At 32.0% G+C, this 12,369-nt stretch carries 12 protein-coding genes and 1 pseudogene; 9 read left to right on the forward strand and 4 right to left on the reverse strand.

What is annotated here, in order from left to right; all coding sequences use genetic code 11:
• The first annotated feature begins 490 nt into the window (after nt 1-490).
• The 8 genes and pseudogenes from hisG to hisIE all read left to right on the forward strand — a co-directional run bounded on the left by hisG (nt 491) and on the right by hisIE (nt 7,384).
• Nucleotides 491-1,347: pseudogene (gene hisG, locus ACKX2A_RS01295) on the forward strand (ATP phosphoribosyltransferase).
• A 1-nt stretch (nt 1,348) separates the two neighbouring features.
• The gene (hisD, locus tag ACKX2A_RS01300) at nt 1,349-2,641 is read left to right on the forward strand and encodes a histidinol dehydrogenase (protein WP_415327216.1); all 1,293 of its coding nucleotides are present in this window, start codon (nt 1,349-1,351) and stop codon (nt 2,639-2,641) included.
• Nucleotides 2,628-3,653 (forward strand): histidinol-phosphate transaminase, encoded by a 1,026-nt coding sequence (gene hisC / locus ACKX2A_RS01305; protein ID WP_415327217.1) that lies wholly within the window; start codon nt 2,628-2,630, stop codon nt 3,651-3,653. The genes hisD and hisC overlap by 14 nt, the downstream gene beginning before the upstream one ends.
• Before the next feature lie 2 nt (nt 3,654-3,655).
• Nucleotides 3,656-4,750, forward strand: a complete 1,095-nt coding sequence (hisB, locus tag ACKX2A_RS01310) for a bifunctional histidinol-phosphatase/imidazoleglycerol-phosphate dehydratase HisB (RefSeq protein WP_415327218.1) — start codon at nt 3,656-3,658, stop codon at nt 4,748-4,750.
• A 1-nt stretch (nt 4,751) separates the two neighbouring features.
• On the forward strand, nt 4,752-5,330 hold the full coding sequence (hisH, locus tag ACKX2A_RS01315) for an imidazole glycerol phosphate synthase subunit HisH (RefSeq protein ID WP_415327219.1): 579 nt from the start codon (nt 4,752-4,754) through the stop codon (nt 5,328-5,330).
• Between the two features lie 2 nt (nt 5,331-5,332).
• Nucleotides 5,333-6,055: a 1-(5-phosphoribosyl)-5-[(5-phosphoribosylamino)methylideneamino]imidazole-4-carboxamide isomerase gene (gene hisA / locus ACKX2A_RS01320; protein ID WP_415327220.1), complete on the forward strand. Its 723-nt coding sequence runs from the start codon at nt 5,333-5,335 to the stop codon at nt 6,053-6,055.
• Nucleotides 6,048-6,800 (forward strand): imidazole glycerol phosphate synthase subunit HisF, encoded by a 753-nt coding sequence (hisF, locus tag ACKX2A_RS01325; protein WP_415327221.1) that lies wholly within the window; start codon nt 6,048-6,050, stop codon nt 6,798-6,800. Before hisA ends, hisF begins: the two co-directional genes overlap by 8 nt.
• On the forward strand, nt 6,797-7,384 hold the full coding sequence (gene hisIE / locus ACKX2A_RS01330; RefSeq protein ID WP_415327222.1) for a bifunctional phosphoribosyl-AMP cyclohydrolase/phosphoribosyl-ATP diphosphatase HisIE: 588 nt from the start codon (nt 6,797-6,799) through the stop codon (nt 7,382-7,384). The genes hisF and hisIE overlap by 4 nt, the downstream gene beginning before the upstream one ends.
• 44 nt (nt 7,385-7,428) lie before the next feature.
• On the opposite strand, the gene ACKX2A_RS01335 is transcribed toward hisIE, so the two are convergent.
• From ACKX2A_RS01335 to rpmI, 4 genes are all read right to left on the reverse strand, one after another.
• Complete coding sequence (locus tag ACKX2A_RS01335) at nt 7,429-8,601, reverse strand: M28 family peptidase (protein ID WP_415327223.1); 1,173 nt, start codon at nt 8,599-8,601, stop codon at nt 7,429-7,431.
• Between the two features lie 91 nt (nt 8,602-8,692).
• Nucleotides 8,693-9,865 carry a M28 family peptidase gene (locus ACKX2A_RS01340; RefSeq protein ID WP_415327224.1) on the reverse strand — a complete coding sequence of 391 codons (1,173 nt, stop codon included), beginning with the start codon at nt 9,863-9,865 and terminating at the stop codon, nt 8,693-8,695.
• 110 nt (nt 9,866-9,975) lie between these two features.
• Nucleotides 9,976-10,320: a 50S ribosomal protein L20 gene (gene rplT, locus ACKX2A_RS01345; RefSeq protein WP_103292569.1), complete on the reverse strand. Its 345-nt coding sequence runs from the start codon at nt 10,318-10,320 to the stop codon at nt 9,976-9,978.
• Nucleotides 10,321-10,440: 120 nt separating this feature from the next.
• Nucleotides 10,441-10,638 carry a 50S ribosomal protein L35 gene (rpmI, locus tag ACKX2A_RS01350; protein WP_294197647.1) on the reverse strand — a complete coding sequence of 66 codons (198 nt, stop codon included), beginning with the start codon at nt 10,636-10,638 and terminating at the stop codon, nt 10,441-10,443.
• Nucleotides 10,639-11,108: 470 nt separating this feature from the next.
• Here rpmI and ACKX2A_RS01355 point away from each other — a divergent pair, with 470 nt between their 5' ends.
• Entirely contained in the window at nt 11,109-12,101 is a 993-nt protein-coding gene (locus ACKX2A_RS01355) for an IS110 family transposase (RefSeq protein WP_415326660.1), read from the forward strand.
• Nucleotides 12,102-12,369: the final 268 nt, after the last annotated feature.

The following is a 12,369-nucleotide window of genomic DNA, read 5'->3' on the forward strand; positions in this document are numbered from 1 at the left end:
TTTGTTTTTTAAATTATAAATTTGGATTAATTATAATCAGTCAAGTTTAAGAAAACCTTTATTCAAAGGCATTTGATTATAATTGAAAAAACATTTTCGGCTGCAAATATATTAAATCAAAATTGATTTTAGAAAAATATAAATCAATTATTGATAAACATTAAATAAAATTCGGTTATAAGTTATTTGTTATTAATATTTTACATTTAAAACTAAAATTATTAAAAATGTTGATTTAAAATTTGCACATTAAAAAAATAATATCATACCTTTGTACCACAAAATTTCAACAATGAAACCGAATTTTTTAACAGTACATCATTATCACCATCATATCTGCTAGACGGAATTGATTGATATATAATTTGTTAAAAATCAAAATAATTAAAAACCGTCTGAGTAAATAGACGGTTTTTTTGTTTCTAAATTTATCCCGGGAAATTTTTTCAATTCAACCATTTTTTATTTGCTCAGACTCAACAAAAATGAAATGAGTAAATTAAAAATAGCCATACAAAAAAGCGGACGGCTTTACGAAGAATCTCTTCAGCTCCTCAAAGATTGCGGAATTTTCATCAACAACGGAAAAGATCAGCTTAAAGTTTCTGTAGACAATTTTCCAATGGAAATCATGTACTTACGAAATTCCGATATTCCTCAATATCTGGAAGATGGAGTCGTTGATATTGCTATCGTTGGCGAAAATCTTTTAGTAGAAAAGCAAAAGAATATTGAAATTATTCAGCCTCTTGGTTTTTCAAAATGCCGTGTTTCCTTAGCAATTCCAAAAGAAATTGAGACTGACGACATCAATTATTTTCAGGGAAAAAAATTGCTACATCTTATCCCAATACACTTAAAAATTTTCTTAAAAAAAATAACGTTTCTGCGGATATTCATATCATATCAGGTTCAGTGGAAATAGCTCCAAACATCGGTCTTGCTGACGGAATTTGTGATATTGTAAGCTCTGGAAGTACTTTGTTTAAAAATGGGTTGAGAGAAACAATTACTCTTTTAAAGTCTGAGGCAGTATTAGCGAAAACCGCCAATTTGGATTTCGAAAAGTTGGTTATTCTGGAAAAATTTATGTTTAGAATTAAAGCTGTTTTAAAAGCGAAAAATTCAAAATATATTTTGATGAATGTTCCAAATGACAAAATTGAAATCATTTCAAAAACGCTTCCTGTTCTGAAAAGTCCGACTGTTATTCCTTTGGCAGAAGAGGGATGGAGCAGCATTCATTCTGTGATTGATGAAGAACGATTTTGGGAGGTTATTGATGAATTGAAAGATAAAGGAGCACAGGATATTTTGATAATTCCAATTGATAAAATGGTAATTTAAAATGAAAATAAGTAGATATCCTCAAAAAGAAATATGGTCAGAATTAGTAAAAAGACCCGTTTTACAAAGAGAAAAATTAACAGAATTAATTGCTGATATTTTCAAAGAAGTTGAAAAAAATGGAGACCAGGCTTTAATTGATTTTAATAAAAAATTTGACAAAGCAGAAGTTAAAAATATTAATGTTTCTGAAGATGAAATAGAAAATGCAGAAAATTTAATCAGCGCAGAATTAAAAGAAGCGATTCAACAGGCAAAAGATAATATTACAAAATTTCACGCTTCTCAAATTGTTGAAATTGAAAAGATTGAAACGACAAAAGGTGTTGTTTGTTGGAGAGAAAACAGAGCCATTGAAAAGGTGGGAATTTATATTCCCGGAGGGACAGCTCCTTTATTTTCAACAGTTTTAATGTTAGCGATTCCTGCTCAATTATCTGGTTGTGAGGAAATTATTTTGTGCACACCTCCTGATAAAAAAGGAAATATTAATCCTGCTATTTTATACACAGCAAAACTTTGTGGCGTTACAAAAATATTTAAAACGGGCGGTGCTCAAGCGATTGCGGCAATGACTTTAGGTACAGAAAGCATCCCCAATGTATATAAAATTTTTGGTCCTGGAAATCAATATGTTGTAGCAGCAAAAGAATTTGCTCAACATTATAATGTTGCGATTGACATGCCTGCAGGACCGAGTGAAGTTTTGGTAATTGCTGATGAACAGGCAAATCCTGGGTTTTGCGCTGCAGATTTGCTTTCTCAGGCAGAGCATGGAAGTGATAGTCAGGTTGTTTTTCTTTCGACAGATGAGAAAATTTTTAATCAAACCATTGAAGAAACGAAAAAACAGCTTAAAGAACTCCCAAGAAATGAGTATGCTAAAGGAGCCTTAAAAAACAGTCTTTTTCTCTTATTAAATACAAATGATGAAGCTCTCAAATTTAGCAATTTATATGCGCCGGAGCATTTGATTTTAGCTTTGACAGATTATGAAAAGTATATTTCAAAAATTCAAAATGCAGGTTCTGTTTTCTTAGGAAATTATTCATGCGAAAGCGCGGGAGATTACGCAAGCGGAACGAATCATACGCTTCCAACTAATGGATTTTCAAAGAATTACAGTGGTGTTTCTTTAGACAGTTTTGTAAAGAAAATTACCTTTCAGAATTTATCGAAGGAAGGACTTCAAAATTTAGGAAAAACAATAGAAATCATGGCGGAAGCAGAAGGATTATTTGCTCACAAAAATGCCGTAAGTATCAGATTAAAAGAAGAAAATGAAAAAATTTAATATAAATAATTTAGTTAGAAAAAATATTTTAGAACTACAACCTTACATCAGTTTTAGGGACAATAATGAGTTTGAAAATCCTATTTTCTTAGATGCTAATGAAAGTCCTTTTGGCGAATTTAACCGTTACCCGGATTCCACTCAGAAAAAATTAAAACAAACATTATCAAAAGTAAAAAATATTTCACCCGATCAAATTGCACTTGGAAACGGAAGTGATGAATTGATTGATTTGATTATCAAAGTGTTTTGTGAGCCTAAATATGATTCAATTTTAATGATGAATCCTTCCTTTGCGATGTATGGGTTTTATGCATCTATCAATGAAAATAGAGTTGTAAAGCTAAATTTAAACGAAAATTTTGAAATTGATAAAGATGAATTTTTAAACATAATAAAAGAAAATCAATTAAAAATATTCTTTCTGTGTTCGCCCAATAATCCAACTGGAAATTGTATTAAAGATATAGAATTTTACATTAAAAACTTCAATGGAATTGTTGTTGTTGATGAAGCATACATTGAATTTTCTGGTAAAAAATCTTGTATTGAATTATTGGAGAAATATCCGAACTTAGTTGTTCTTCAGACCTTTTCAAAAGCTTGGGGAATGGCAGGAGCAAGAGTTGGAATTGCATACTCTTCGAAAGAAATTATTAAATTAATTAATACTGTAAAAGCTCCTTATAATGTTAATTATTTAAGTTTAAATAAAATTATTGAACTAATTAGTAAACAGGAAATTGTAAAATCAAATATAGAAAATGCTTTAAATGAAATCGCATGGCTTAAAACCGAATTTGAAAATATTAATTGTATTAAAAAAGTCTATCCCACGGATGCTAATTTCTTTCTAATTGAATTTGAAAATATAGAAAAAGTTTATGAAAAATTGTTGGAAAAAGAAATTTTGACAAGCAAAAGAAGTCCACAAATTCTGAATTGTATTAGAATAAATGTTGGAAATCGAGAAGAAAATATTCAATTGACTCAGGTTTTAAAAAGAATTTAATTATGAAGAAAGTATTGTTTATAGATCGCGACGGCACTTTAATTATCGAACCTCCAATAGATTTTCAAGTAGATTCTTTAGAGAAATTGGAATTTTATCCCGCAGTTTTTCAAAATCTTTCAAAAATTGCGAAAGAGCTTGATTATGAATTAGTAATGGTGACGAATCAGGATGGGCTGGAAACGGAAAGTTTTCCTTATGAAGACTTTATAGCGCCTCATGAAAAGATGTTAAAAGCCTTTGAAAATGAAGGAATTGTCTTCTCTGATATTTTGATTGATAAAAGTTTTGAAAACGAAAATTTACCAACAAGAAAACCTGGAATCGGGATGTTAGGAAAATATATTTACGGAGATTATGATCTTGAAAATTCTTTCGTTATAGGAGATCGAATTACGGATATACTATTGGCTAAAAATTTAAGCTCAAAAGCTATTTTTATTAATAAAATTCAGAATAAAGATGCTGTTTTAACAACAGAAAGCTGGAGTGAAATTTATCAATACCTAAAGCAAATTCCACGAAAATCTAAAGTATTAAGAAAGACTAATGAAACAGATATCGAAATAGAAATAAATCTTGATGGAAATGGAAATTCTGAAATTACTACAGGTTTACATTTTTTTGATCATATGCTTGAGCAAATTTCGAAACATGGCAATTTAGATTTAAAAATTAAAGCAAAAGGTGATTTACACGTTGATGAGCATCACACAATTGAAGACACCGGAATTGTTTTAGGGGAAGCTATTTTAAAAGCTTTAGGAAAGAAAAAGGGTATTGAAAGGTATGGATTTTTACTTCCGATGGATGATTGTCTGGCACAGGTTGCGCTTGATTTTGGTGGACGTTCTTGGCTGGTTTGGAAAGCGGACTTTCAACGTGAAAAAATAGGAGATGTTCCGACGGAAATGTTTTATCATTTCTTTAAATCTTTCGCCGATTCTGCTAAATGTAATGTAAATATTAAAGTTGAGGGAGAAAACGAACATCACAAGATTGAATCTATTTTTAAAGCGTTTGCGAAAGCGATAAAAATGGCTGTAAATCAATCGGATCAGAATTTCAATTTACCATCAACGAAAGGAAGTTTGTAGTATGATAGCAATTATAAAATATAATGGTGGAAATGTAAACTCTGTTGAAAATGCTTTAGATAGATTAGGTGTAGAGTCGATTATTACTGATGATTTTGGGCTGATAAGAAATGCAGACAAGGTTATTTTTCCAGGAGTTGGAGAAGCATCTTCAACGATGAAAATTTTAAAGGAAAAAGGCTTAAATCAATTAATTCCGACTTTGAAGCAACCTGTTTTGGGAATTTGTTTAGGGATGCAGTTGATGTGTAAAAACAATGAAGAAGGCAATACGGTTGGAATGGGGATTTTTGATATTAAAGTGAAGAAATTTCCTGCGAGAGATATTGTTCCACATATGGGTTGGAATATGATTTCAAATTTTAAATCAAATCTATTTTCGGGAATTGAAAAGAATCGTGACGTTTATTTTGTGCACAGTTTTTATTGTGAATTATCCGCAAATACTACTTCGACCTGTGACTATATTTTGCCTTTCAGCGCATCTTTGCAGAAGGATAATTTTTATGCAATGCAGTTTCATCCTGAAAAATCGGGGAAAATCGGAAGTCTTTTATTAGAAAATTTTTTAAAGCTTTAATTATGAAAATTATTCCTGCAATTGACATTATTGACGGAAAATGTGTACGTCTGTCGAAAGGTGATTACGGAACGAAAAAAATATACAATGACAATCCTGTTGAAGTTGCCAAAGAATTTGAAAGTTTCGGAGTGAAATATCTTCATTTGGTTGATCTGGACGGTGCAAAATCCAAGCATATAGTCAATCAAAAAGTATTGGAAAATATTGCGAAAGAAACTTCTCTACAGATTGATTTTGGGGGTGGTTTAAAAAGTATGGAAGATATTCGGACCGCTTTTGATTCGGGAGCCCAGCAGATTACTGTTGGAAGCATTGCTGTACAAAATCCTGAGTTTTGTTTTGATTTAATTGAAAAATACGGACCAGAGAAAATTATTCTAGGAGCTGATTGTTGTAATAGGAAAATAAAAACTTCAGGTTGGTTGGAAGAAAGCACTTTAGATGTAATTGATTTTATTCGCCAATATCAAAAAAATGGTGTAAAAAATGTAATCTGCACAGATATTTCAAGAGATGGAATGTTGGAAGGTGCATCCAATGATTTGTATAAAGAAATTTTAACTCAAATACCAATTCAATTAGTGGCAAGCGGAGGAATTTCCTGTATCGAAGATGTTTATATAATGAATGAAATCGGGTGCACAGGTACAATAATAGGAAAGGCAATTTATGAAGGAAAAATTGAACTGAAAGAATTACAGAAATTTATTGAAAATGCTTAAAAAAAGAATCATTCCTTGTTTGGATATAAAAGATGGATTAACGGTAAAAGGAATCAATTTTGAGGGTTTGAGAAATGCAGGAAATCCTATTGAATTGGCTAAAAGATATGAATATGAAGGCGCTGATGAATTGGTTTTTCTTGACATTACTGCAACCCTTGAAAAGCGTAAAACGTTCGTTGATTTGGTGAAAAAAATTGCAAAAGAACTGAGCATTCCTTTTACTGTTGGTGGTGGAATTTCCACAGTTGAAGATGTGAGAAAATTGTTGGAAGTAGGAGCGGATAAAATCAGCATTAATTCTTCTGCGGTAAAAAATCCACAGTTAATTTCTGATTTAGCTAAAGAGTTTGGTAGTCAGTGTGTTGTTGTTGCGATTGATACAAAATTGGTTAATGGATCAGATTGGGTTCATGTAAAAGGAGGTAGAGAAATTACGAATTTAAAGACTTTAAATTGGGCAAAAAAAGCAGAAGAATTAGGAGCTGGTGAAATTCTCTTAACTTCAATGGATGGAGACGGAACAAAAAATGGTTTTGATCTGAGAATCACAAAATTAATTTCCAAAAATGTGAATATTCCGGTGATTGCTTCTGGTGGAGCGGGTAAAATTGAAGATTTTGAAATGATTTTTAATAAAACTAAAGCAACAGGAGGCTTGGCTGCAAGTATTTTCCATTTTGGAGAAGTGAAAATTCAAGATTTAAAAAATGAATTAAAATCTAAAAATATTGCAATACGATGAAAATTAATTTTAACAAAAGTGAAGGATTAGTTCCTGTTATTATTCAAGACAACAGAACTTTACAGGTTTTGATGTTGGGATATATGAACGAAGAAGCCTTTGAAAAGACAAAAAAGGAGGGGATTGTTACATTTTTCAGTCGTTCAAAAAATAGACTTTGGACAAAGGGTGAGGAATCCGGTAATTTTCTAATAGTAAAAAACATTAAAATTGATTGTGATAATGATACGATTTTAATTAAAGCAATTCCTAAAAATATAGTTTGTCACACAGGAAGTTTCAGTTGTTTTGGAGATAAAAATTTTAAAGGTTTTCTTTATGAATTGGAGGAAAAAATAAACCAAAGGATTGATGAAAAAATCGGAGATTCTTATACCTATTCATTATTTCAAAGTGGAATCAATAAAGTTGCTCAAAAAGTAGGAGAGGAAGCAATAGAGCTGGTAATTGAATCTAAAGATAATAACGAAAGCCTTTTTAAAAACGAAGCTGCAGATCTTCTTTATCATTTATTAATTTTATTGAAAGCAAAGAATTTGACTTTGGAAAATATTGAAGAAATTTTGTTCCAAAGAAATCGTTAATATAGGGAAAGGTTTCGGCGGGCGAAGCCCGCCGAAACCACTTATTATTTAATTAAAATTTTACGTACAGCCGTTTTATCGTTAGATTTTATAACACCCAGATAAACACCTTTCTTCAAGGTTGAAACATTTATTTTTGTTTCATTTTCTGCTTTCAATAATGATCTTCCCGACAAATCTGTAATTTCAAAATTAAAATTTTTGATATCGTTTGGAAGCTCAATATTCAAAGTGTCTTTTACCGGATTTGGATAAAGTTTTATAGATTCCAAAGGATTTTTAGCCATCGATTCTTCGGTTTTTAACAAAGAACTTGTTGCTACCGCAAAATGCTGCAAAGCACCGACAGAAGCTTTTCCTACATTAAAAATATAAACCGGATCTGTATTTGCAAAAGTATCATTCACTGTATGAGGAAGATTACTCCTTATTTTTTCGAAAAATCCCGTAATAACTTCACCTCTTTCTTCAAAAGGAATATAATCGGTATCTTCTGCAGGATCTACGTCGGTAAGAAGGGGAGAATATAGTTGTGTACAGTTTCTCAATTGCTGCGTAACTGCCGCGGAAGCTGCATTGTTGCTTGACACGCCAGCCATGTCCTGATCGCAATAGATCGTATTGTTATTGTTCGAGATTTTCCCACCAACCTGATCCAGATTGAAAACTACTTTTATGTCTAATTGTTTTACATTATTCTGGTACACAACATTATTTACATAATGATCACTTCCAATTAAACCTTGTTCTTCGCCAGAAAAATGGATAAATTTAATCGAATATTCCGTAGGAACATCTTTTAAAATTCTAGCAGCTTCCAGAATAATCGAAGTTCCGCTTCCGTTATCGTTTACTCCGGGACCATTGATGCTGTCGAAATGTCCGCAGATAATCACATATTTATCAGGATAGGTCGTTCCAATCTTAGTTATAATTAAATTTTTCGAACTTTTATTGCTAAACGTAAAAGGATCTTCCGTGATCTGATTGGCAGAGTATCCGAATGCTAAATATTTGTTTTTAAGCCAGTTGAAAGCATTGTTGTTCGCCGTAGAACCTGTGGTTTTCACTCCAAGATTTGAAAATTCCTGAAGATTAGTCGTGATATTGGTTTGTGAAACCATGTTGGCTCTATTCTGATAAGCCTGAATAAAACTTTGAGCATTAAAACTCATTGTTGATAAAGAAAAAAGTAAAAGTGGGGTAATTTTTTTCATTTTGTGCTATTTTTTTAATAATCCTGCAAATGTAGTAATAAAAAAATCCTGAGCAAATACTCAGGATTTCATAATTTAAATTTTTTTTATATTATTTTCCAATGATTATTTTTCTTACCGCAGTTTTGTCATTGGCTTTAATGGTACACAAATAAGCCCCATTCGTAAAACCAGAAACATTTATTTTCGTTTCGTTTTCCTTATTTAAAATCAAACGGCCATTTAGATCTGTAATTTCTAAATTGAAATTTTTAATATCTTTTGGAAGTTCAATATTCAGATAATCCTTTGCTGGATTTGGATAGATTTTCACAGATTCCAAAGAATTAGCAGCAACCTCATTGGTACCTAAAACACTTGTTGCTACCGCAAAATGCTGTAACGCTCCAACAGCAGCTTTTCCTACATTAAAAACGTATACAGGATCAACATTCGCAAAAGTATCATTCACTGTATGCTCATTGAAACTTCTTACATTTTCGTAAAAACCTGTGATGATATCTCCATTTTGTTCAAAAGGAATATAATCCGACGAATAAGCGTTTGACATTACAGTTTGAAGCGGAGAATATAAAGTTGTACAAGTTGCCAATTGTTGAGTCATAGCCAAAGATTGAGCATTATTTCCCGTCAATCCTGCTTGGTCGCTTTCACATTTAATTGCATTATTTGTATTGCCGATTTTCCCGCCAACCTGATCCAGATTGAAAACAACTTTGATATTTAATTGGCGAATATTATTTTGGAAAACCACATTATCTGCATAATGTCCACTTCCTTGTAAACCTTGTTCCTCACCGGAAAAATGAATGAATTTGATGGAGTATTCGGTCGGAATATCCTTTAAAATTCTAGCAGCTTCCAATATAATTGAAGTTCCGCTTCCGTTATCGCTTACTCCGGGACCCGTAATCGTGTCGTAATGTCCGCAGATAATAACATATGTATTTGGATAAACCGTTCCTGTTTTCGTTATAATTAAATTTTTCGAACTTGTAGTTCCTCCAAAAGTAAAAGGATCTTCTGAAATCTGACTAACCGAATATCCGTAAGAAAGATATTTATTTTTAAGCCAGTTAAAGGCGTTGGTATTGGCTGCAGAACCAGTAGTTTTTACGCCAAGCGCTTCAAACTCAAGAAGATTGTTGGTGATGTTGGTTTGCGTCACCATATTGGCTCTGTTTTGGTAAGCCTGAATAAAATTTTGAGCCTGAAGACCAAAACTTGATAATGAAATAAGTAGAAGGGTAGTTATTTTTTTCACTTTAAGGGAAAGTTTTATAAATTCTGTAAATAATAAGCAAATGTATATAATAAAAAAATCCTGAGCAAAAAACTCAGGATTTATATTGATAACAAAAAATTCTACATTTATTATTTTACTTGATCTACAACAGCTTTGAAAGCTTCAGGGTGATTCATTGCTAAATCTGCTAAAACTTTTCTGTTTAGTTCGATGTTGTTCTTTTTAAGAGCTCCCATAAACTGAGAGTAAGACATTCCGTGCTCTCTAGTACCCGCGTTGATACGAGTGATCCAAAGAGATCTGAAGTTTCTTTTCTTCTCTTTTCTACCACGGTAAGCATATTGCATTGCTTTTTCTACCGCGTTTTTAGCTACTGTCCAAACGTTCTTTCTTCTACCGAAAAAACCTTTAGCTTGCTTTAAAACTTTTTTTCTGCGAGCTCTAGAAGCTACCGCATTTACTGATCTTGGCATAATTTAAATTGTTTTTTTGAAATGTGCGGTAAATTTTTCATTACTCTTAGTGGCTCCATTTCAGGGTTAAAATTTTGAATTTGTTTGAATTCTTATAAACCGAATATAGATTTATAAAAACTACTTAATTGCTAATTGACGTAATACGCTTTTCTCGTCCACAGCAGCAACATAAGAAGTACTAGTAAGATTTCTCTTTTGTTTAGTTTCTTTCTTAGTTAAAATGTGGCTTTTGTAAGCATTCTTTCTTTTGATCTTACCAGAACCAGTAAGAGCAAAACGCTTTTTAGCACCTGATTTCGTTTTTAATTTTGGCATTGTTTTGCTTTTTATTGTTTTGTTATCAATATCTATATTGGCTACTCCTAAGACATTTAGGAATAATAGTTTGCAAAATTACGAAAAAAAACTGAGACTTGAAAGAGATTTTGAACTGGAAGAGGTAATTTTAAATCCTAAATATTGATCTATTTAAAAATTTTTTTTTTGAAGCTTTATCCTGCTTTCCACTATATCTTTTTCGCCGACGCTTTTTTTCAAAACCTATTCAGAAAAAGGATGTCATTTCAATGGTAAGTTTGCATTAAGAAAAACCGATTTATAAATTAGTTAAAAAAATTAACTTTAAGAAAAAGCAGCAGGATAAAGACAGACGTTCAATTGATAGATAGATATCGCCCCTGATTTTATTCCCCTGCTGCTGTTTTCTTCCAAATCCGGATAGAACATTGTTGGTAATAACTTTTACCATGATGGATCAGAAGAAAACCTCTTTATAAAAAAGATTTATGATGGCAAAATTATCAAAAAAAGTGATTGGAGTAGATGTAGGGTCTAAGTTTTTAACGTTAAGTTTTAATGATCACAATGGTCAGGATCAAATTAGTAATATCGAAAACAATCAGCGCTCGATATTATCATTTTTAAAGAAAATATCCTCAGATGATTATTGTTTTGTTATTGAAGCTACCGGTAATTACAGTAGTAGAATTCTTCATTTTTCTTTGGGTAAAGATTTTGAATCCAGCCTTATAAACTGTATGTCTGTCAAGCATTTTGCAAGGATGAAAAATATTATTACAAAAACTGATGCCGAAGACGCCAAGTTGATCAGGCTTTATGGTGAGATGTTCCGTCCTGAGAATTACATGCCCAAAAGTATTGAGATTGAACATCTTGACCAAGAGATTAAACTGTTGAATGATTTGGAAGAAGAAAAACGCCGATATGCTGTAAAACTAAAATCGCTTCGTTTTAATCCTTACCTAAATCCAGATACAGAAAAGCATTATGAAAGGAGGTTGAAACAGTTGGAAAAAGAAATCAATGAAGTTGAGCAACGCCTTCCAAAACTTCAGGATGAAGAGTTTAAGGAAGTGAAGGATTTAATACAAAGTGTATCGGGAATTGGCGAAAAGACTTCATTACAATTAATGGCAGCAACTTCCGGTTTTAAGAATTTTGAATCTGCAAAGTCATTGGTTAAATATTTTGGATTGGCTCCCAGAATTTATCAGTCTGGAAAAAAATGTTATTCTCCGGGAAAGTGCAGAACCTCTAAAACTCATATCAGAAGTCTACTGTATGTTTGCTCGTGGACCGCAATAAAACACAACGTTCACTGCAAAGAACTTTATTTAAGATTATTGGCCAAAGGCAAACCTAAGAAATTGGCATTGATTGCCGTTTGTAATAAACTCTTAAGAATCTGTTTCGGTGTGGTCAAAAATAAAATAGCTTATCAAGCAGATTATCAGAAAAACTTTAAAATTTTAACTTGAAGAATTTGCATATTAACATAGAACATCAGGGCTAGAGTTGGAGGATTGGTGGCTTCGAGTGCCTCAGCCACCATAGAAGATTTGTAATTTCTTAGTAGGCCGTAGCGCAATCAAAAAGTAGTGGTTTTCAATAATTTATGAGGTTTATTAGTTTGATTTAGCCGATAATCCTTGTGATAAAAACTTCCTTTTCTATGATGGCTGAGGCACTCGAAGCCACCAGTCCAAAACTAACAAAAAAGCTGTAAACAAAATGTCCACAGCTTTT

It is taken from the genome of Chryseobacterium sp. MMS23-Vi53 (assembly GCF_047651245.1).
GTDB lineage: Bacteria > Bacteroidota > Bacteroidia > Flavobacteriales > Weeksellaceae > Chryseobacterium.

What these genes read in the sequence shown, in the direction of transcription:
- hisD (WP_415327216.1), top strand. Translation starts at nt 1,349, where the DNA reads ATGAAAATAAGTAGATATCCTCAAAAAGAAATATGGTCAGAATTAGTA.
- hisC (WP_415327217.1), top strand. Translation starts at nt 2,628, where the DNA reads ATGAAAAAATTTAATATAAATAATTTAGTTAGAAAAAATATTTTAGAA.
- hisB (WP_415327218.1), top strand. Translation starts at nt 3,656, where the DNA reads ATGAAGAAAGTATTGTTTATAGATCGCGACGGCACTTTAATTATCGAA.
- hisH (WP_415327219.1), top strand. Translation starts at nt 4,752, where the DNA reads ATGATAGCAATTATAAAATATAATGGTGGAAATGTAAACTCTGTTGAA.
- hisA (WP_415327220.1), top strand. Translation starts at nt 5,333, where the DNA reads ATGAAAATTATTCCTGCAATTGACATTATTGACGGAAAATGTGTACGT.
- hisF (WP_415327221.1), top strand. Translation starts at nt 6,048, where the DNA reads ATGCTTAAAAAAAGAATCATTCCTTGTTTGGATATAAAAGATGGATTA.
- hisIE (WP_415327222.1), top strand. Translation starts at nt 6,797, where the DNA reads ATGAAAATTAATTTTAACAAAAGTGAAGGATTAGTTCCTGTTATTATT.
- ACKX2A_RS01335 (WP_415327223.1), bottom strand. Translation starts at nt 8,601, where the DNA reads ATGAAAAAAATTACCCCACTTTTACTTTTTTCTTTATCAACAATGAGT.
- rplT (WP_103292569.1), bottom strand. Translation starts at nt 10,320, where the DNA reads ATGCCAAGATCAGTAAATGCGGTAGCTTCTAGAGCTCGCAGAAAAAAA.
- rpmI (WP_294197647.1), bottom strand. Translation starts at nt 10,638, where the DNA reads ATGCCAAAATTAAAAACGAAATCAGGTGCTAAAAAGCGTTTTGCTCTT.
- ACKX2A_RS01355 (WP_415326660.1), top strand. Translation starts at nt 11,109, where the DNA reads ATGATGGCAAAATTATCAAAAAAAGTGATTGGAGTAGATGTAGGGTCT.